Source organism: Gammaproteobacteria bacterium, assembly GCA_029881255.1.
GTDB lineage: Bacteria > Pseudomonadota > Gammaproteobacteria > S012-40 > S012-40 > JAOUMY01.
On record JAOUMY010000004.1, the window covers coordinates 67,220 to 86,586 of the forward strand.

The 19,367-nt window shown below is 47.6% G+C and carries 19 protein-coding genes; 16 read left to right on the forward strand and 3 right to left on the reverse strand.

Annotation, left to right across the window (positions count from 1 at the left end; all coding sequences use genetic code 11):
• Window positions 1-5: 5 nt before the first annotated feature.
• Window positions 6-695 carry a tetratricopeptide repeat protein gene (locus OEZ43_09800; protein MDH5545876.1) on the forward strand — a complete coding sequence of 230 codons (690 nt, stop codon included), beginning with the start codon at window positions 6-8 and terminating at the stop codon, window positions 693-695.
• Window positions 696-719: 24 nt separating this feature from the next.
• Window positions 720-2,828, forward strand: a complete 2,109-nt coding sequence (locus OEZ43_09805) for a hypothetical protein (protein ID MDH5545877.1) — start codon at window positions 720-722, stop codon at window positions 2,826-2,828.
• Window positions 2,829-2,883: 55 nt separating this feature from the next.
• Here the strand turns inward: OEZ43_09805 and OEZ43_09810 are convergent, their stop codons facing one another.
• A complete protein-coding gene (locus OEZ43_09810; protein MDH5545878.1) occupies window positions 2,884-3,450 on the reverse strand; it encodes a hypothetical protein in 567 nt (188 codons plus the stop codon).
• A 171-nt stretch (window positions 3,451-3,621) separates the two neighbouring features.
• A complete protein-coding gene (locus OEZ43_09815; protein MDH5545879.1) occupies window positions 3,622-4,008 on the reverse strand; it encodes a hypothetical protein in 387 nt (128 codons plus the stop codon).
• A gap of 214 nt (window positions 4,009-4,222) precedes the next feature.
• Here OEZ43_09815 and OEZ43_09820 point away from each other — a divergent pair, with 214 nt between their 5' ends.
• Genes OEZ43_09820 through OEZ43_09835 form a run of 4 tightly spaced genes read left to right on the forward strand, consistent with a single transcriptional unit; the run spans window position 4,223 to window position 6,505 of the window.
• Entirely contained in the window at window positions 4,223-4,963 is a 741-nt protein-coding gene (locus tag OEZ43_09820) for a DUF1538 domain-containing protein (GenBank protein ID MDH5545880.1), read from the forward strand.
• Complete coding sequence (locus OEZ43_09825) at window positions 4,963-5,757, forward strand: DUF1538 domain-containing protein (GenBank protein MDH5545881.1); 795 nt, start codon at window positions 4,963-4,965, stop codon at window positions 5,755-5,757. The genes OEZ43_09820 and OEZ43_09825 overlap by 1 nt, the downstream gene beginning before the upstream one ends.
• Entirely contained in the window at window positions 5,757-6,107 is a 351-nt protein-coding gene (locus OEZ43_09830) for a P-II family nitrogen regulator (protein MDH5545882.1), read from the forward strand. Before OEZ43_09825 ends, OEZ43_09830 begins: the two co-directional genes overlap by 1 nt.
• Entirely contained in the window at window positions 6,104-6,505 is a 402-nt protein-coding gene (locus OEZ43_09835) for a CBS domain-containing protein (protein ID MDH5545883.1), read from the forward strand. Before OEZ43_09830 ends, OEZ43_09835 begins: the two co-directional genes overlap by 4 nt.
• 7 nt (window positions 6,506-6,512) lie before the next feature.
• On the opposite strand, the gene OEZ43_09840 is transcribed toward OEZ43_09835, so the two are convergent.
• On the reverse strand, window positions 6,513-6,875 hold the full coding sequence (locus OEZ43_09840; GenBank protein ID MDH5545884.1) for a PilZ domain-containing protein: 363 nt from the start codon (window positions 6,873-6,875) through the stop codon (window positions 6,513-6,515).
• Between the two features lie 261 nt (window positions 6,876-7,136).
• Between OEZ43_09840 and OEZ43_09845 the strand changes: the two genes are divergently transcribed.
• The 10 genes from OEZ43_09845 to OEZ43_09890 all read left to right on the forward strand — a co-directional run bounded on the left by OEZ43_09845 (window position 7,137) and on the right by OEZ43_09890 (window position 19,221).
• Window positions 7,137-7,607 carry a hypothetical protein gene (locus OEZ43_09845; protein ID MDH5545885.1) on the forward strand — a complete coding sequence of 157 codons (471 nt, stop codon included), beginning with the start codon at window positions 7,137-7,139 and terminating at the stop codon, window positions 7,605-7,607.
• Window positions 7,608-7,703: 96 nt separating this feature from the next.
• Window positions 7,704-7,937, forward strand: a complete 234-nt coding sequence (locus OEZ43_09850) for an ATP-binding protein (protein MDH5545886.1) — start codon at window positions 7,704-7,706, stop codon at window positions 7,935-7,937.
• 116 nt (window positions 7,938-8,053) lie between these two features.
• Window positions 8,054-10,489, forward strand: a complete 2,436-nt coding sequence (locus tag OEZ43_09855) for a DEAD/DEAH box helicase (GenBank protein ID MDH5545887.1) — start codon at window positions 8,054-8,056, stop codon at window positions 10,487-10,489.
• The gene (locus tag OEZ43_09860) at window positions 10,473-11,726 is read left to right on the forward strand and encodes a ribonuclease H-like domain-containing protein (protein ID MDH5545888.1); all 1,254 of its coding nucleotides are present in this window, start codon (window positions 10,473-10,475) and stop codon (window positions 11,724-11,726) included. The genes OEZ43_09855 and OEZ43_09860 overlap by 17 nt, the downstream gene beginning before the upstream one ends.
• 24 nt (window positions 11,727-11,750) lie before the next feature.
• Window positions 11,751-13,070 carry a SpoIIE family protein phosphatase gene (locus OEZ43_09865; GenBank protein MDH5545889.1) on the forward strand — a complete coding sequence of 440 codons (1,320 nt, stop codon included), beginning with the start codon at window positions 11,751-11,753 and terminating at the stop codon, window positions 13,068-13,070.
• Between the two features lie 127 nt (window positions 13,071-13,197).
• On the forward strand, window positions 13,198-13,974 hold the full coding sequence (locus tag OEZ43_09870; protein ID MDH5545890.1) for a DUF4395 family protein: 777 nt from the start codon (window positions 13,198-13,200) through the stop codon (window positions 13,972-13,974).
• Between the two features lie 172 nt (window positions 13,975-14,146).
• A complete protein-coding gene (locus OEZ43_09875) occupies window positions 14,147-14,506 on the forward strand; it encodes a DUF6488 family protein (protein ID MDH5545891.1) in 360 nt (119 codons plus the stop codon).
• Between the two features lie 11 nt (window positions 14,507-14,517).
• Window positions 14,518-15,372 carry a pseudouridine synthase gene (locus tag OEZ43_09880; GenBank protein ID MDH5545892.1) on the forward strand — a complete coding sequence of 285 codons (855 nt, stop codon included), beginning with the start codon at window positions 14,518-14,520 and terminating at the stop codon, window positions 15,370-15,372.
• Window positions 15,373-15,509: 137 nt separating this feature from the next.
• Entirely contained in the window at window positions 15,510-15,863 is a 354-nt protein-coding gene (locus OEZ43_09885; protein ID MDH5545893.1) for an Hpt domain-containing protein, read from the forward strand.
• A 181-nt stretch (window positions 15,864-16,044) separates the two neighbouring features.
• Window positions 16,045-19,221, forward strand: a complete 3,177-nt coding sequence (locus OEZ43_09890; protein MDH5545894.1) for a hypothetical protein — start codon at window positions 16,045-16,047, stop codon at window positions 19,219-19,221.
• Window positions 19,222-19,367: the final 146 nt, after the last annotated feature.

The following is a 19,367-nucleotide window of genomic DNA, read 5'->3' on the forward strand; positions in this document are numbered from 1 at the left end:
TTGACATGGGTAAATATTCTGGTCGATTGAAATTAGTTTACATCTCACTGGTGGTAGTGGCGATCTCCGCTTGTATGCCGCGTATTCCTACCAATCAGACTCAGACTCGCGACGTAGCTCTGGAAGACGTGCAGAACGAAATGCAGCAAAAAGGGCAACGAGTCAAGATGATTAATGAGCCCGGGATGATTCATATTCAACGCCAGACAGAAGAGTATTCGATCAGCATGGTCCTCGATGCCAGTGACGAAAATATCTATTTCGTGATGGATTTGCCGCAGGAAGAGGAAAAGATTCAGGAACCCGTACCGGTTGAAGAGCCACCGCTTCCAGAACCGGAGCAAGTTATCCCTGAGCCACCGCCAGAGGAAGAGAACGCAGTCGAAGAAGAAAAGCCTGCGCCGGTAGAAGAGGCTGCAACCGTAGAGCCGGAAGTCGACGATACTCGCGCGAGCAAATACATTTTGTATGCGCAAACCTATTTTCTGGAAAAGAAATATGCACGCGCATTAGAAGAGGTTAACCGTGCCGTAGGCTACTCGCCAGGATCTGCGGTAGCGCATTCATTGCGCGGTTCTATATTTTACAAGCTGGGCGAAAAAGAACAGGCTCGCAACGCTTGGACACGGGCATTGGAACTCGATGAAAGTCTCGACAATGTTAAGAAAATGTTAGGTCAGTTGGATCAAAAATAGTTGCTTGTACCGGGAATCTGCATAATGTTTGAATCGGGTCATAAACGCAAATTGATAATCAGAGCACTAGCGCTGGTGTTGTGCTATCTCATTGCGTTCCCGGTCGGCCTTGCAGAGGAGATCGAGCGACGTAGTAAGGTCAGTGATCTGGCACGCAGTACATTCGAGAAGGATCTGGAGCAGCGACTTTCCCGCGATATCAAAGCCTATCTCAATCACGAATTCTTTATCGTACAAATAAATGCGCAACTGGAAAATATCGAGAAGTGGGATATCAGCGAAGTTGTGGTGCCGGTTGAGCCGCCTCCTCAAGCTCCACCACAGGCTGCACCTCAAGCTCCACCACCGGTACCCGCGATAGATGAAAAGAAGAAAACGATATTATCGCAGATGGAGCTCGATACCAAAGACGGAATCAATAGTAGTATTCTGGAAAAAAGTATCGGTGTTGATACGGCTTTGCCCGGTGTACCTTTGTCCGATGAATTTATCGAGGAAGAACGAAAACGTTTGGTTGAGTTGGAGCAACTCAAACAGGAACTGAAGCAAAAACTGGAAGAGCCGCCGAAAGCGGAACCACCAGCGCCACCTCCACCAGTGCCTCAGGTGCAAACAAAAAAGGAAAAGGTAGAAAAACTACTCAGTAAACAGGAAGCGATCCGTAAACTGAATGCAAAGGTGATGCTGGATGAACACGTCTCTCCGGAGCAGGAAGTGTTTATTCGCAATCTGGTGATAGAGAAGGCCGATCTCTCTTTTTTGCGTGGAGACGAACTACGTATTTTGCGTTCCAAGTTTCCTGCGGCATCAGTACTGGATGAGCCAGTAGAAGAAGAGCCCAAGCCAGAAGAAGTACCGGAGGAGGCGGCTGAAACTCCGGCGGAAGAACCTCCCACATGGTGGGAGGAAAATTGGCAATACGTGCTCGCGGCCGGTGCCATTCTAGCGCTGCTATTGCTGTGGCTTTTTGTCAGACGTAGAGAAAAGGCGCCTGTGAATACCGAACCCATGGTGGTGGAGTCTGAGGCCTCGCGCAAGCTTGAAGAATTAATCCGAAAAATGCACGAGAAAGTCGATACGGTAAACGAAAACCGTCTTGGGGCGATTAAGGAAGAAATTGTTAGTCTCGCCGTAACAGATCAGGAAATGGTCAGCGAGCAAATCAAGGAATGGCTTGGTAGTGCCTCTGAGGATGACAAAAACAAGTCTGGCTTACTTTATCAAATGTTGGGTGAAGGCTTATATCGCGGCTTGGCGCATCCCGTGTTGACACCGGAAAAGCAAATTGCCGTCGTCGGTAAGATACTCGAAATCGAAGAGATGATGTCTCCCGATGAGAAACTGGCACTGGCGGAAAATGTGTTTCAGGCCATGATGCAACGCCGCTATCAGCAACAACACGATTTGCGCGACGAGAATAAACCGTTCGCCTTTCTTGAAAAACTCAATGACGATCAGATTCTATATCTGTTGAAAGAAGAGCCGCTCAAAGTCAAGGCTTTGGTAATGTCGCAGTTGTCCTCTAATCGAGGTGCGTCCTTACTGAAACGTTTCAACATTGCCAGTCGTAGTAAGATCGCGATGGAGATCAGCCAGTTCGCCAAGCTACCGGTATCCGCGTTTCGGGATATCGCTAACAGGCTCGCAAAAAAGGCGGTTCACGTTCCGAGTTACGAAAATCTGGAAGTCGAGGGCATCGATTTGCTGACAGATATGTTGGACCATATGAATTCTGCGGAAGAAACGGCCCTGCTCAAATCCCTGCAGCGAGAAAATCCAGATCTCTACTATGCAATACGCCAGGTATATGTCAGCTTCGACGATATCGTACAGATACCTACGCTTGGACTTAAAAATGTTATTCGCGAACTTGATCGTGAAGTGCTTGCCTTGGCCTTGTATGACGCAGACGAAAGCTACCGTGGCGTAATCTTCGGCACTATGCTGGAAAGGCCTCGGGCAATGCTGCAGTCGTCAATTAAGGCTTTGGGCGTACCGGAGCCAGATGCGGTGAACGATGCGAAACGCAAAGTGTCACGACAGGCTCGGGCGATGTTAAAGGCGGGTGTATTTGAGATGCCGAGTGGAAAGCCCAATAAAAAGACGACGCCAAACGAGAAGAAAAGCGCCTAACAGGCAAAGCCATCGGGTGCATTCCAATCTTTTAATCGAAACGCATTAATCCCTTTCAGGCAATATATCGCCGCGACACTTCAGGCCAGTCATATTCGCGTAACTCTTTTTCCAAAGCCTGCGCCTGGTGGCGTTCGCGCAAACTACGCATTAAACAGGTGCGTGATTGAAACATCATCATGGCTTCCAGCGGATTAAATTTCATTCCCTCTATAAATAGCAACATGATAGCATCGTGTATGCCAGGAAATTGTTCGAATCGTTTCAAGGTCTCTTCATGGACTTCATCCCACTCCTCATTTGAGTCGTGACACCAACCGAGTGTATGAAAGATCGGTGGAAGTAGCAGCAGTAGGTTCGGGAATCGAATTTCCGCAGGCATAAAAACCACACGACGGATAGAGAAGGAAATGGCATAACTCAGTGGGAGATACAATTGAGCATTGTCTTCTAACAGAGTAAGAGTGTTCGCCTGCAACAGGTCTTCAACCAGGTCAGCCAGATCTTCCGCACTTTGGGCATGTGAAAGCGCTACGAAGGTTTGATTGACAAAGGCGAGGGGGTTTTGTGTGTATTCGTATCGTGGCTTTGTATCAAGAGTGTTTTCATCAACGGTAATCATGACATCCTCGCAAAGTTTGCAGCTACGTTAGTAGTGTAATAGCAGCACTTATGCCATTTCTGAGGATGGTGATATGTCTAGTGATTACAATGGGATAAAGAATGTAAGCAGCACCTCGCCAGCGAGAGAGGAGGAGGGAGAAGGCAAGGTGCTGCCGCTTGCTAGGTGAAACTAACCCATCTGAGGTGACAGCCTTTCCAAGGCCTCAGAGGCGTAGATACGTACTTTCTGACTCGTGTCACTCAATGCCTGGATCAAGGCCGGTCGGCAAAGCTGGGCAATAGGTGCGATATTACGCAGCGCGCGCGCGGCGGCGATACGTAACGCAGTTTCACCGTCTCTAAGGGTATGCACCAAGGCCGGTAGGGCTGGCGATGCCTGTTCACCTAACATACCAATAATGTCAAAGCATATGCTTCGCATGAGCGGATCGTTGTCGTTTAAGGCTTTGTCGGCTAGTTCGCAAACACTATTGTTATCCAACGGGCTGATCTGAGCCAGATATCTTGCAGTTTCCTGCTCTCGTTGCCTGAAATCGGTGTCTTCCATTGTTGTCATTTCATGTACCTCGTTTGTGCACATATCCCGATAGAGCTCATCTATAGTTCAAGCATAGAGCCAGGTTTGTTGGAAAGCTGTGAGTTTCTTCACAAGGAACACGAATTTTTTTGCAATAAGTTCCCAAAAGACTCAGTACTGCCTCAGACTCTAGTTTGGGTTGGGTGTCGCAATGTGGTTTAATGTTGTCACAACAAACGACTGGGAATTACGGATGGCAGGCGGGCGCAGGAAATTTGCTCTATTATTTGCCTTGTTTGGCAGCTTTCGTGATCTCGCCCCCATCATTTTAGTTGTCGCCTTTTTTCAGTTGCTGGTGTTGCAGCAACCCATTCCTAATATGACCGATATCATCATCGGCGCGTTACTCGTGGCAGTTGGTCTCACGCTATTTATTCAGGGCCTTGAGCAGGGTTTGTTTCCCATCGGAGAAAGTATGGCCTACGCCTTTGCGCGTAAGGGCAGTCTCTTTTGGTTACTGGCATTCGCTTTCGCTCTGGGATTTGGCACTACCGTAGCGGAACCTGCGTTAATCGCCGTGGCTAAAGAAGCTGCTGCAGTCGCAGCCGGCGGCGGTGTCATTGAAAATACAGACGAGGCGAAGAGTGATTATGCCTATGGACTTCGGCTTACAGTGGCCTTGTCAGTCGGCGTGGCGATTGTGCTCGGGGTGTGGCGCATACTTAAGGGCTGGCCTATCCACTACATGATAGTCGTCGGATACATAGGTGTCGTCATCATGACAGCATTTGCGCCTAAAGAGATCATTGGTATTGCTTATGATTCTGGCGGTGTTACCACTTCGACTATTACCGTACCTTTAGTGACAGCACTCGGTGTTGGCCTGGCCTCCAGCATTAAGGGGCGTAATCCCATGATCGATGGATTTGGGCTTATCGCCTTTGCTTCCTTATTACCCATGATATTTGTCATGGGGTACGGGATGTTGTTCTGATGGAACTGATATTACAAATACTATCGACTTTACTCGCCACTATCGGTGATGTGTTACCGATCGCAGCCATCATCTTTGGCTTTCAATTTCTGGTTATACGCAAACCCGTTCCTCAACTAAAACGCGTCCTGGTGGGATTTGTCTATGTCCTGCTTGGCTTAGCGCTTTTCCTTGTTGGATTGGAAAAGGCCTTGTTCCCACTCGGCAAGTTAATGGCGCAACAATTGACAGATCCTGAATTTATTTCAAGAGGAATGGACGTAGTTACAACAGCGTTGTCCTGGCAGGACTACAAATGGGTATACATTTTTGCCTTTGCCATCGGATTTTCCACCACGATTGCCGAGCCATCTTTGATTGCGGTAGCCATTAAGGCACAGGAAGTGTCCGGTGGAACCATAAGTGTGTGGGGTTTGCGCATAGCCGTAGGTCTGGGAGTGGCCATAGGGATTGCCCTGGGTACCTTCCGTATCGTAACGGGTACACCTTTGCACTTTTATATTATTTCCGGCTATATCGTGGTCGTCATCCAGACCTTTTACGCACCGCGCATGATAATCGCCTTGGCATACGACTCTGGCGGGGTTACAACGTCGACTGTGACGGTACCATTAGTAGCTGCGCTGGGATTGGGTTTGGCCAATACCGTGCCGGGGCGCAGCCCGCTGCTGGACGGATTTGGTCTAATTGCCTTTGCCAGTTTATTCCCCATGATGACAGTCATGGGCTACGCGCAGTTTTCAGACTGGCGTTCCAAACAAAACAGGAAACGATATACGGAAGGAGGGAAGTAATGCATTTTAAATTAATTATTGCACTGATCGAGGACGACAAAACTGAGGCCGTGCTCGAAGCTGCCCGCAAGCAGGGCGCGACTGGGGCCACGATTATCAATCACACGCGTGGCGAGGGCTTGGTTCCAACCAAGACATTCCTGGGCTTGTCATTGGAAACTCAGCGGGACATGTTGATGTTTCTGGTCGAGGAACATTTGTGCCGAAAAATTCTTGAGACGATTGCGGAAGTCGCAAGATTCGATGTGGATTCGGGGGCGGGAATCGCCTTTCAGATAAATGTTGAAGATGCAGTGGGGGTGTCTCATCAGGTCAGTCAATTGTCAAAATTGGTGGAGGATAATCTATGAGTGAGAAAGCGCCGATCAAAGTCAGAGATGTGATGAAGGCAGAGTTCGATGTAGTCGATGGTATGGCGACGATTGATCAGGCAGTGGAACGTATGCAGCATGTCGATACTAAATGTTTAATTGTCGACAAACGACACGAAAACGACGAGTACGGCATTCTTCTGTTGTCAGATATTGCGCGTAAGGTATTGGCCAGAGATCTTGCTATGGATCGAGTCAATGTCTACGAAATCATGGCCAAGCCAGTCTTACATGTGGACCCGGAAATGGATATACGTTACTGCGCGCGTTTTCTCGATCGCTTTGATTTGTCGCGTGCGCCAGTTGTGGAAAACCGCAAAGTCATTGGCATCGTAAGTTATACCGATTTGGTATTGAAAGGATTGTGTCGGAAATAGGTGTTGATCAGGCGGTGCTGGCGCGAGGAGCCTGCAATCCGGCCCGTTTGTCGTTGTAGTATTGTTGTATGGCGTTTAAATGTTGAGGGTCCACTTTTACAATTCGCAATACGATGTAGTGTTGATTATTACGTATATGCTTGTGAGTCACCGTAGCCAGGACACAAATCTTCTTGATTGCATTTCCCAGATGCAAAGAAAATTGCACCTTATAAGGTGTTCCGGTTGTCAACGGAACCTGGTGGAGTATGCCAATTCTTTTCATCGAAATATTTGTCAAATCGCTGCGAAAATGTGTACCGTCTTTTGAATAAAGATGTGCCGTGCGATTTACAGGTACCGGTAATTGTTGTTGTGTTGCGCCAGACATATTCCAGGTTTTCCACAAAAAATGTATGTCTCTATTTCGGTATACGCCACCAAAATAAGAGTCCAAATGTATCAAATTGTGAAGTGCTAGGCGTTCGCTGCAAGCCCTTGCCTGAGCGGAAATTTACTGCCCCAAAAAAACCATTCTAAGTTGTTCGAATATATATAACTAAATGTTTAATAAGAGAAAAATGGCTTGGTAACGAGAGTGGCACAGTGCGTGCTGAAACTGGAACCAGGTCACACTTTTAATGAGCTAAATATGTCTGAGATGAATATGGCACCGCAACTAGATCGTTTGTTGTCGCAACTGGAAAATCTAAGCCCTAAACCTGTACACGGTGCTTTGGCCAGCTCAACGCGGCTGATGTCGGTGATGTTTGGGTTTAAACTGGTGGAATTGTCACTGGTGTCACTGACGATTACAGCACGTACAAAAGGACTGCTACCGGCACCCGACGTTATCAATCAGTCGGAAGGGTTAATCGGCCACACAGAGACACTTTACCGATATGGGTTGTTAACTTTTGAATCGTACGAGCGTTTGCTACGAATTGAGAATTTTCGCATACAGTGTGATGCGGAATTTTCTTTGCTTTCCAGCAAATTGATAAATTGTGAGGCTATCCTCGAAGATATTAGTCAGGTATTGCAAAGCACGGAAGAAGTCGTTCAGGAATTTTGTCAGCCATATGCTCACGCGAATAGTGAACACGGCGCCTCTATTAATTGAGTGTGTTACTACGCTTTAGCAGGAAACACTTGCACCTGTCGTCATACAGTAGCAAACTAAAAATGTGAAACGGCAATTTGTATGAGAGGAGTATTGATGAGCGCTAATCTTGTTGATGTAACCATTCACATTGATGAAACTCTGACTTTAGATCAGCAGAATGAAATCGAAACCATGATACGTGAGGCGAATGGAGTTGTCGGCGTCGGTCATCGCAAGGAACGTGCCCATCTTTTCATTATTGAGTATGATCCGGACGTCATAAATTCCAGTGAAATTCTTGAGGTAGTGAAAAGTAGTGGCGTGCATGCGGAGCTGATCGGACTCTAGTCCAGGGATGTATGGATTTAACGCATCCAGGCTGATTCGGTAAAAGAAAGACTGTACATATAAACAGGTGTATGTATAATCAGTGGTTCGTCGAAACTGCTGATAGGTGTTGAGTCATGCCACAGGCTTCCGATGGTGCGATTACGCATTTACTGGAGCGCTTACGTAAACAGTCCGCAAATTGTATTACTGCTGAATTAATACAACCCGCCAATCGTGGCGAATATGCGGACTTTCCAGAGTACCTCGATCCGAGTCTTGTACGGGCGCTAGAGTCGCGTGGTCTTACGCGCCTGTACAGTCATCAACGCCAGGCACTGGAATATATAAACCAGGGTCTACACACCGTGCTCGTAACGCCAACGGCCTCTGGTAAGACGCTTTGTTATAATCTGCCCGTACTCAATAGTGTATTGCGTGATCGCGCGAGGGCACTCTATCTTTTTCCCACCAAGGCATTGTCTCAGGATCAGGTAGCCGAAATTCTGGAGTTGAACGATTCCGGCGGCTTAGGCGTGCGCGCCTATACTTTCGATGGAGACACGCCAGGGGATGCGCGCAAGGCGGTACGCGTGCATGGCGACATCGTTGTTTCCAATCCCGATATGTTGCACCAGGGCATATTGCCGCATCACACCAAATGGGCGCAGTTTTTCGAAACACTGCGTTATATCGTTATCGACGAAATGCATATTTATCGCGGCGTTTTCGGCTCGCATATGGCCAATGTATTGCGCCGTCTGCAACGCATCTGTCGTTTTTATGGAAGCTCTCCACAATTCATTTTATGTTCCGCCACTATCGCCAATCCTGAGGAATTGGCCACGCGCTTGATTGGACACGAAGTAGTGACAATTACCAGGAGTGGGGCGCCACGAGGGGAACGCCGGGTATTGTTGTGGAATCCGCCGGTAATCAATCCCGATCTTGGGATTCGCGCTTCGGCACGATCGCAGTCTACCCGAATAGCCAAAGAGGCTACGGGGATGGGTTTGAAGAATATTATCTTTGCCCAATCCAGACTAATGGTTGAGGTACTCACCAAATATTTAAAAGACAAATTCGACAAAGATCCTCGTCATCGTGCGCGCGTACATGCCTATCGCGGTGGTTATTTGCCTAGCGAACGCAGGGATGCAGAGCAACGCATGCGACGTGGCGAAGTGGACTGTGTTGTGGCGACCTCGGCGCTGGAACTGGGTGTGGATATCGGTGCTCTGGATGTCTGTATTTTGAACGGATACCCCGGCACTATCGCAGCGACCTGGCAGCGTATCGGCCGGGCAGGTAGACGCAATCGTCCTTCGTTGGGGGTTCTGGTGGCCAGTAGTCAGGCACTGGATCAATATATTGTTCGCAATCCGGAGTTTTTTCTCGATGCCTCACCGGAGCATGCGCAGATCGATCCCGATCAGTTGCTGATTTTACTCGATCATGTCCGTTGCGCCGCGTTCGAATTGCCATTTCGTGAAGGTGAGCGCTTTTGTGATCGAGGGGTGGAGGATTTTCTGGACTATCTGGAGGACGAGGGGATTTTGCATCACGAGGGTGATCAATGGCACTGGATGACCGATGCCTACCCTGCCAATAGTGTAAGTTTGCGTTCCGTGGCGGAAGGCAACTTCGTCGTCATAGACACCACTGGAGGCAAGCAGGAGATCATCGCCGAAGTGGATTATTCCGCTGCACCACTGACGCTGTATGAAGGTGCAATCTATATGATACAAGCACGCCCGTGGCAGGTTGAACATCTGGACTGGGAAGGACGCAAAGCCTTCGTAACGCAAACCCGCGCCGACTACTATACCGATGCCATCGACTACACCAAACTCAAGACGCTGGATCAGTTTGAGTCTGCATCACTGGGTGAATGTAAAGTCGCGATGGGAGAGGTTCATCTGGTGAGGCGTGTCGCGGGATATAAGAAGATACGCTATTACACTCACGATAATATTGGATTCGGCAAGGTCAATCTTCCCGATCAGGAAATGCATACCACCGCGGTTTGGTGGCAGGCAAAGCCTGAGAGTCTCGACAATGCCTTCCAAAACCGTTGGCAGGCCCTGGATGGTTTTCTTGGCGCTGCCTATGCCATGCATCACATTGCCAGTCTGTTGTTGATGTCGCAGCCTCAGGATCTGGGGCGCGCAGTGGGTAATAGCGATGCTGAGTGGTTGGCAACTGTTGGCGCAAACGGGCGTGGACAAATGAAATCCTTTGCTGGAACCGAAATCAGCGACTCATCGAACGTCGCGGAGTTTACGCCAACGCTGTTTCTCTACGACAACTTTCCCGGTGGTATAGGTCTGAGCGCGCCGTTGTTTGATAAACGTGAGTTGATTCTGCAGCGTGCGTCTTCGCTGATCGAAGATTGCGATTGTACTTCTGGATGCCCGGCCTGTATCGGTCCTATCCTCGCCAGTGAAGAGGCGCGAGGCTATTCTCCAAAGACATCTGCGCGCATGGTGTTGGCGCTGTTTCTTGGACAAGCGCAGGAAGGTTTGTCGATGATGGAAGAAAAGCGCAGAGAAAGGTATGCGCTCAATGGCTAATCTTCCGTCGGTCCAAAGCGGGCTTAAAGATAAGCTGGCGGTTTTGAAAGGTCGAAGTTCGCAGAATACTACTTCGACGGAGACGATCGCAGATGACTTGCGACGACGTTTACAGGCTTCTTCGCGCAAGGCAGCTATCAATCAGAATAAACCAGACGACGAGCAACTTGCGGGAATATTGGGCGCAGAGGTGCTTGGCCGAGGCGTTATATTGCGTCGTACAGTTGTGCCATTGGGTCGTCAACATGGAATGTTTCGTATAGAGCCAGTGAGTCAAAGAGCATTGGGTTTGCCCGAGCTTGATGGTTTGAGTATGCAGCGCCTTCTTTTTTTTGATACCGAAACCAGCGGGCTTTCAGGGGGTACCGGGACACAAGCCTTTATCATTGGGTTGGCGTCACTCGATCAACAAGCCGGACATGTTGACGTATCGCAGTTTTTGTTGACAGCGTTTTGTGGTGAACAACTCATGTTGCGTTTCGTCGCCGAGATCGTAAATCAGCATGACGTGTTGGTCAGTTATAACGGCAAATCGTTTGATTCTCCCTTATTGGCAACACGGTATCGAATGCAGGGTGAAAAAGACCCGTTTTCTCATTTGCAACATCTGGATTTATTGCACCCTGTTCGTCGTTTATTCAGACAGCTTTGGAAAGATTGTCGCCTGGCGCGCGTGGAAAGCGAATTATTAGGATTCCAGCGAACAGACGACTTACCCGGTTCACAAGCGCCAGAGGTGTGGTTTGAGTGGATGCGATTCGGCAGGTATCAGCGACTGGACGCTGTATTACGACACAATTACTGGGATTTACTAAGTTTACTCGTAGCACTCAATCGCTTGTCCACACTGATAGCGGCGCCATCGGCTTCGCAGATATCGTTGTCGGCGTTGGCCAAGTGGTACAGAGATACCGGTTTGTTTGACGTATCCCACGCGGTATTGGAGAAAAACCGAACTATACTTGATCATGAAGGTTTGCTGGCGTTAGCCGCTTCCTACCGACGACAGCGACAGTGGGAACAGGCGGCCGAGATCTGGAAAGTGCTTGCCACGGACGGGTGTCTTACATCTGAAGAACAATTGGCCAAATATTACGAACATCGGCTGCGTGACTTTGAGTCCGCCCTGAGTAGTACTAAACGTCTTATGTGTAGTGATCGGCATAACAGTGCCTACCAACATCGTTTTATTAGATTGCAGCAGAAGCTTCACCTAAGACATTTGCAACTCGTCTAAGACACACGTGTCAAGGAAGACTATATGGATACGAATATCAGTGAGTATGATGTTCCAGTTGGGGTTGTCATATCCGATCAGCTATTCAATACCAAACGCCGCTTTCTACGGCGTACCCGTTTTCTTCAGTTTGCATCAGATGAGTTTATAGAAGAACTTGCCCAGACGGTACAGGCCATTGATGTGCCCGCTGGCATTACGGTTGTTGAAAAAGGTGAACAAGGCGATAGCTTATGTTTTATTGCCGAAGGGGAGGTCAAGGTTCACGATGGGAATGTCGAGATTACACGTTTATCCAAAGGCGCAATGTTCGGCGAGATTGCGGCCTTATCGCCACAAAAGCGCACTGCGTCGATCACAACAGTCACGGCGAGTCGGCTTTTCGTAGTTAAAGAAAAAGATTTTTATCGTTGCCTCTATGCTCATCCACAGGCAGCTCGCTGGGTAATACAGGGACTTTGCGATCATGAGACCCGGCTTGTAAAAGAAGCAACGGAGGCGGCAGTGAAAGTAAAGCTGTTACAACGCGAACTGGAACTAGGTCAACAAATTCAAAAAAAATTTCTGCCCGATGAGCCATTGAAAATTGATAGTTGGCAAATCGAAAGTGATTTTGTTCCGGCGCATGAAGCAGCCAGTGATTTCTATGATTACTTTCGGCTGGAAACCAGAAATAGAATTGCTGCTTTTATTGGCGACGTAGGTGATAGTGGTGTCGGCGCCGCTTTGTTTATGAGCTTGTTTCGTAGCCTGCTACATTTTGGCTGTGAATTTTATGACGAGTTGAATTATTCCTCGAAAAATACAGCAAGTCTAGATCAGACTTTACCATCAGATAAGGTGTTATTACTGGATATCATCCACCAGATTAACCAATATGTAGTCAAGACGCATGCCCATAATGGAAAGTTTACCTCGCTGTTCTTTGCCGTTTTTGACATAGAATCGGGCGCGTTTGTATATGTTAATGCCGGACATCCAGCGCCGCTTATCCGTCGTTTTGATGGTGAGGTAACAATCCTCTCGACAACGAGTCCGGTACTGGGTTTGTATCAACAAGCAAACTATCAAATCGGAAAAGATTGCCTCGACCCGGGAGACGTGTTGTTTGCCTACACAGATGGCTTAACACAGGCCCGCAACATACGTGGCGAACATTTTGGGCACCAGCAATTACCTGAAATTGTCCGTACCGCACAAAACGGGGCGACCAAAGTTTTACATACGGTCAGTACCGCTTTGGATAATTTTGTGCAGGGATGGAAGCAGCAGGACGACCTTACTTTACTCGCAATAGGCCGTTGGCCTGGCTCAGGCCAAACCCTTGCCACCAGTGACATTTGAAAAAACGGATAAAATAATTAAATGCTAATCCATATCGGCGTATAATCCCCGCCCGGTATTTTTCTACTCGCCGGGGTTCTCTCAAAACCTGGCGATTCACACTTAAGGGTATTTGGGAGCGTTTGCCATGACCAATAAATGCGATTTGTCTTTTCAACAAAAAAATCTATTTCAACAGGGATATCAATCATATACACCTGCTGAGCTCAAGCAGATACAATGGGGACTGCGTTTTACCCCTGCGGTGTGTACGCTTATAACTATTTATGCCTTGTTTACACAATCACCAATACTACTGTTCCTCGTAGCCTTCCTGGGCATGTGGGCCTTCTTTTTTCCTGCCGGTCACCCAATGGATTTAATATACAACCACGGGGTACGTAAACTGTTCGATGCTGTCGCACTACCACCTAATCCCTTTCAGCGTCGTTTGGCATGTTTCGCAGCGGGAATTATGAACACCACCGCAGCAGTATTTTTCCTACTGGAGATGCCGGTCGCCGCTATAGTGACTGGTGGTATGCTGGTGGCTCTTCAACTTATTGTTATATTTACGCATTTTTGCACTTTGTCGTGGATGTACGAAGGCCTTATGCGCTTGCTAGGACGCTGGTCGGTACCCGTAGAACCTGAAAAAGCGAAAGCCCTGCTATCCCTGGACGCGATGTTAGTTGACGTTCGTGGTCCTGATGAATTCGCGGCAGAGCATTTGTACAGCGCAACCAATCTTCCTCTGGAAAAACTGGATCACTGTATTGACGCATTAAAGGGAAAGCCGATACTGGTCTATTGCGCTAGTGGCACTCGTAGTCAGATTGCCAGCCAAAAGTTAAAGCAATACGGTGTCGATGTGTATGATCTGGGTAGCCTGACACGTGCCAAAGATGTGTTAGAAGAAGCTTAAGTCAGTAGCGAGAATCCCATGGAGCCAAAGGCTGGTGATATTCACCGGCCTTTTTCCTTTTTAAGGCCAAAGAACGGCTTGAAATTTGAAGACGTCTACCTACAATGGGGGGCAATTCAGCCACTCGGCCAGGTCATAGCCCTGGAGCCGGTAGTATTAAGGCGGGGAGAAAATGAAAAAAGTATTGGTCTTGTTGGTTGCCGGTTTATTAGCCACCTCTGTGTTTGCACATGAAGGACACAAAGGTCATGGCAGCGGCAATCCGTATAAGGACTTCGATATACCCATCGAGCAGAAAGACGCAGAGACTTTTGCCAAGTCAGTCATTGATCGGTTGGTGGAAAAGAAGAAGATATCTGAATCGTGGCGCAATGCCGGATTTCTAGGGGCCACGCAAAAGGTGTTCAAAGACCAGCCTGAGTGGGTGGTCAGCTACAAGAATGTGTCGATCAAAGAGGAATCAAAACAGGTGCTATATGTGTTTCTATCCACATATGGCGAGTTTTTGGGGATCAACTACACAGGTGAGTAATACACCACGCTATGTTCGAACCACCTGAAACACAAGTTCCAGAAATTACTATAAAAGTGAATCCCGAGGATGTCGGTTTGCTAAGCGACTTCCTAGTCAATCACACCGAAATCGCCAAGCGGCGCATCAAGGATGCCATCAGTAAAGGCGCAGTCTGGATCAAGCGCGGTAGAAGTGCACCTCGCCGCGTACGTCGCGCAAATTTCATGCTACGACCAAATGATCAAGTGTCATTATTCTATGATGAAGCCTTTCTTAGCCGTAGTATTCCCAGAGCCCTGTGCGTGGCTGACATGAAACACTACAGTGTTTGGTTCAAGCCAATGGGGCTGGGCATGGAAGGCGGTAAATATGGCGATCACCTTTCCCTTCGGCGTCAGGTAGAAGTTTTTTTCGATCCGTTTCGTGAAGTTCATTTCGTGCAGAGTCTTGATTACAGGCATTCAGGATTGCTTGTGGTTGCTCATTCCAATTCGGCGGCGACTAAATTGGGCGTGCTGGCGGCGCGACATCGAATTCAGACCACTTATCGCATTTTAGTGGAAGGCGAGTTCTCAAAGGACGATCAAAACGGCACTATAGACACCGATATTGAGGGTAAGCCGGCAAAAACGAGCTACTGCGTGCAGCACTATGATCATGATCGAGATGTGTCTACAGTCGAGGTCAAGGTTAACAATTTACGTGAAAGCCAGTTCGATATACATTTTGCGTCAATCGGCCACCCGGTGGTGGATAATTTAGCACCGGACGGCGTGGTAGCTGACACCGAGGGGTCTATGCTTGGAGTAGAGTTAAGCTTTGAATGCCCTATATTGAAGAAGGATATGATGTTCGCACTGGATGAAAAACATCAGTATTTGTAGGTGAAAGTGCGTAAATAGTTCTTGGGCGTTGGATTTACACAATCTCACTGTGTTAACTGGTCGACGATATAACCGATAACAAATTAACACGGTTTCGTATCGTGCATTTCATAGTAGCTGAGTAGAAAGATATCGTTATGGATAGTGCAACCCAGGAAAAAATTCTCGCTAGCGTCAAGGTGTTACAAGATAAATTCCGTTCGAATCTTCGCGAACGATTTGATGCAGTGGAAGAAAATTTGCGTCAGGCCGTACAGGATGCGCAGAACGGCGATATTCAAAAAGAACTGTATCGAAGTGTACATAGCATGGCTGGCTCATCTGGTACGTTTGGTTTGCCTGAAGTGGGAGACTCTGCCCGCCAATTGTTAAACGCAATCAAAGACTGGCAACAAATCTGCGCACAAGAACCCGGGGCATCGCTGGTTGAAGAGATCAATGTCCGGCTTGAGGCTTTGCGACAGGTCGTAGATCAAAACGCGGGCAATTAAGTCATCTACGATAAACTGGACTTGTCCTTTCTGATAATCATTATTTCATCTAGGTCATCTAAGTTTCCGTCTGAAAAATAAGGTAGAAAATCGGCCTTTATAAGGCATTACTGATACGTTTTCCGATATTTATCGGTTAGAATCCCTTTCTAGCGTATAAGTATTTTAATGTGGCAAAGACATGCGAGACTCATCAAACCTGGCTAAACTCAGTCCGCCCAGGGCCAACCGGATCATGCCAAGAGAGCGACTCTTCAAGCGCTTGACTGAATCCGTTGACGGTTCGGCATGCGTTTGGCTAAGTGGGCCTGCTGGTTCAGGTAAGAGCAGCCTGGTGAGTAGCTATTTAAAACGTCGTCGCACTAAAGCACTATGGTATAACTTCGATGAAGGCGATACCGACGCAGCAACTTTTTTTTACTACCTCAGTACGGCAGCGCGAGGCCTGTTAGGTGAAACTGAAGCAGTTTTGCCGCACCTGGCCCCAGAGTATCTTCCCAAGATCAATATCTTTGCGCGGCGATATTTTGAAAAACTTTACAGTATTCTGCCGCAACCAACTACTCTGGTTTTTGAAAATTGTCAGGAAATTCCAGCAGATTCTGTCATATTCGAAATTCTGGCCATTGCCATTTCTGTTCTTCCGGAAAAAATGAATTTGTTGTTTACCAGCCGCAACGAATTACCGCCGCAAATATCACATTTGAAAATGCGCTACTCGATTGAAGCCATTCATAGTTCGGAATTACGTTTTAATCGTGAAGAGGCTTTTGAATTTGCTAAGACTCAGCTCGGTGAAGTGGAAAGCTCCCAGCTTGCGACATTGATCGATCAAATTGACGGTTGGGCGTCAGGTCTTGTGTTGCTAATTGATCAGCTTAAATCCGGTAAGAGTGCAATCCAATTAGGTGATGCGTTGGCAGAGTTGACTGACACAACATTCAGCTATTTTGCCAGCGAGTATTTTGCCAGTGCAGGAGAAGAAGTTCGTGAATTTCTGTTGCGGACCTCCTGGCTACCATTGATGACGTCATCCATGGCCATGGAATTAAGCGGATACTCTGACGCAGAAAGTATTTTGACCGGCTTGGTAAACAGTAATTTCTTTATCGAAAGACATAGAACCGGCGAAACCGTTTACCGTTTTCACGCCTTGTTCAGGCAGTTTTTACAGAACGAATCGGTGAAGCACTATAGTTCCGAAACCTTGGATGAGATTCGCAAACTGGCGTCGCGGCTTTTGGTTAAACAGGGCATGAGCGAGCTAGCGTTTGATTTAATGGCTGACACGCAGGACTGGTCCTACCTTTTGAGAGAAACTCTGCGCCTGGCGCCTATGTTCGTTTCGCAGGGCCGACATCAAACGCTACATAAATGGCTGAATAAGGCGCCGGAAAGTTTTGTTGAACAATCTCCGTGGGCAGGATATTGGTTTGCCAAGAGTATTCTTTATCGGGATATCAAGCTTGCTAGAAATCATCTTGAAAAAAGTTTTAATTTGTTCACCAATAGACAGGATTATCACGGGCAACTTGTTTCTTGGATTGGAATCGTCGAAACCTTTTTTTACGAGTGGGGCGATGTCCATCAGTTGGATAACTGGTTGGCAACGTTTTTCGATATGTACAAACCCGACGTCTCTATAGGTAATAGTGATTTAGAAGCCGGTGTCGCTTTGGGTGTGTTTACCGCGATGTTTCTGCGCTGTCCAGAGCACGAAAAAATGGGATATTGGGAAGATCGCTTGCTTGGTATGCTGCAACAAAGTCTTCCACTTTCGATAAAGCTTAATATTGCAAACACGCTACTATTCCATTTTATCTGGTATAGCGGAAACCGAGGTAAGGCGACGCTAGTTATCGAAAGCATGCCGGCAAACATCGATACCAGTTCGGAAATAGAACCTCTTCTACAAACTATGTGGATTGCGCACCAAGCGTCTTACAAGTGTTGGTTTTCAGATAAACGGCAAGATATATATGGCGATATTGATCGCACGCTGGAACTAGCGAGGCATCATGGCATTCACATTGCCGATTCGCTGGCCTTAATTGTTGGCGCATGTACGGCATTTATGGACGGTCAGTTGGAGAAAGGGCATGAGTTTATACGCGGCGCGCGAGATGCTCTAAATAGTAACAGGCGTGTAGACCTATCTCTTTATCATCAATATATGGCGTGGGAGTACTGGCTGGATAAAAAATGGTCCGATGCCTTGGCCCATGTCAGTGCCTCACTGGAAATCATGGAGCAATGTGGGGTTCCATCAACCCAGGTGCGTAGTTTTCTAGGGATGGCGCAGATTTCCATGTCTTTGGGAGAAGCGTCTAATGCGTGGCGTTATTTAGCGCGAGCCAAACACATGGCCCGTGCTATGAAGAGTCGGAATAATCTGTATATCGCGTATTTGATTTCTGCTCAGTTTGCTTTCGAAAAACGAAAATATCGGCGTTGCAAAGTGTTATTGCGACGTGCTTTGAGCGTGGGAAATCATCAGGGTTATTTGAATGTGGTATGGTTGCGTCGCGAACAGCTGGCCGATTTGTTTGTGTTTGCTTTGGAGCAGGGAATAGAGCCTGAGTTTGTAACTCGTGTAGTGAATAGTCTGAAGCTTGAACCTGTCAAGGCTCCGGTACATATCGAAGAATGGCCATGGAAGACTCGCATATATACGCTTGGGCGTTTTGAAATCGTCGGTGGTGGTGGCGGTGCACCGGCTAAAATCCAAGGGCGCCCTATGGATTTATTACGAAATCTGATCTCACTGGGTGGGCGAAATGTACGCGTCGACCATTTGTTAGAAAATTTTTGTGCAGAGGAAGATGATAAGGCTCAACAGCTGTTTCACACCAATCTCTATCGCCTGAGAAAATTACTTGGCGGGGAAGAAACTGTCATATGGGAGTCCGGACAAGTGTCTCTCAATGAAAGGTTGTGTTGGGTTGATGCCTGGGCTTTTGATGCTTTGACTATGGATACAAGGCATGATTATTTTCAGATGAGTAGGATGCAACGCGCTTGGGAGCTCTACAGGGGTAGATTCTTTCGCGAAGAGCTGGAAGATTTTAGCGCTGTTGCGCTGCAGGAACGCCTGCACAATAAATTTATACGGTTATGCGTGGATTATGGAAAGTTACTTGAATCCAAGGGCTTATCTGTTGAGGTGGTGGATATGTTTTGGGAATCGACCAAGGTTGATCCGCTCGCTGAACCGCTCTACCAGGCTTTGATTGAATGTTACGTCGCCCAAGGGCGTCGGTCAGAAGCTGCGGCATTATTGCAACGTTATTCGCAACTCGTACGTTCTGAAATTGGCTGCGATCCTTCGCCTAAGCTTCAGACACTATTGGATGCATAATGCCGTTTGCAATATCACTAAGGTGAGTGTTTGTAATGTGTTGAAAAATAAGAATATATGTCTCGTTTGGGGCGTGTAAGTAGGCTGTGACGCCACTTTGCTATCGTTCCGCCTAGTTGCATAGAGTCTCAGGCGGGGTATTAGTA

What these genes read in the sequence shown, in the direction of transcription:
- OEZ43_09800 (MDH5545876.1), top strand. Translation starts at nt 6, where the DNA reads ATGGGTAAATATTCTGGTCGATTGAAATTAGTTTACATCTCACTGGTG.
- OEZ43_09805 (MDH5545877.1), top strand. Translation starts at nt 720, where the DNA reads ATGTTTGAATCGGGTCATAAACGCAAATTGATAATCAGAGCACTAGCG.
- OEZ43_09810 (MDH5545878.1), bottom strand. Translation starts at nt 3,450, where the DNA reads ATGATTACCGTTGATGAAAACACTCTTGATACAAAGCCACGATACGAA.
- OEZ43_09815 (MDH5545879.1), bottom strand. Translation starts at nt 4,008, where the DNA reads ATGACAACAATGGAAGACACCGATTTCAGGCAACGAGAGCAGGAAACT.
- OEZ43_09820 (MDH5545880.1), top strand. Translation starts at nt 4,223, where the DNA reads ATGGCAGGCGGGCGCAGGAAATTTGCTCTATTATTTGCCTTGTTTGGC.
- OEZ43_09825 (MDH5545881.1), top strand. Translation starts at nt 4,963, where the DNA reads ATGGAACTGATATTACAAATACTATCGACTTTACTCGCCACTATCGGT.
- OEZ43_09830 (MDH5545882.1), top strand. Translation starts at nt 5,757, where the DNA reads ATGCATTTTAAATTAATTATTGCACTGATCGAGGACGACAAAACTGAG.
- OEZ43_09835 (MDH5545883.1), top strand. Translation starts at nt 6,104, where the DNA reads ATGAGTGAGAAAGCGCCGATCAAAGTCAGAGATGTGATGAAGGCAGAG.
- OEZ43_09840 (MDH5545884.1), bottom strand. Translation starts at nt 6,875, where the DNA reads ATGTCTGGCGCAACACAACAACAATTACCGGTACCTGTAAATCGCACG.
- OEZ43_09845 (MDH5545885.1), top strand. Translation starts at nt 7,137, where the DNA reads ATGTCTGAGATGAATATGGCACCGCAACTAGATCGTTTGTTGTCGCAA.
- OEZ43_09850 (MDH5545886.1), top strand. Translation starts at nt 7,704, where the DNA reads ATGAGCGCTAATCTTGTTGATGTAACCATTCACATTGATGAAACTCTG.
- OEZ43_09855 (MDH5545887.1), top strand. Translation starts at nt 8,054, where the DNA reads ATGCCACAGGCTTCCGATGGTGCGATTACGCATTTACTGGAGCGCTTA.
- OEZ43_09860 (MDH5545888.1), top strand. Translation starts at nt 10,473, where the DNA reads ATGCGCTCAATGGCTAATCTTCCGTCGGTCCAAAGCGGGCTTAAAGAT.
- OEZ43_09865 (MDH5545889.1), top strand. Translation starts at nt 11,751, where the DNA reads ATGGATACGAATATCAGTGAGTATGATGTTCCAGTTGGGGTTGTCATA.
- OEZ43_09870 (MDH5545890.1), top strand. Translation starts at nt 13,198, where the DNA reads ATGACCAATAAATGCGATTTGTCTTTTCAACAAAAAAATCTATTTCAA.
- OEZ43_09875 (MDH5545891.1), top strand. Translation starts at nt 14,147, where the DNA reads ATGAAAAAAGTATTGGTCTTGTTGGTTGCCGGTTTATTAGCCACCTCT.
- OEZ43_09880 (MDH5545892.1), top strand. Translation starts at nt 14,518, where the DNA reads ATGTTCGAACCACCTGAAACACAAGTTCCAGAAATTACTATAAAAGTG.
- OEZ43_09885 (MDH5545893.1), top strand. Translation starts at nt 15,510, where the DNA reads ATGGATAGTGCAACCCAGGAAAAAATTCTCGCTAGCGTCAAGGTGTTA.
- OEZ43_09890 (MDH5545894.1), top strand. Translation starts at nt 16,045, where the DNA reads ATGCGAGACTCATCAAACCTGGCTAAACTCAGTCCGCCCAGGGCCAAC.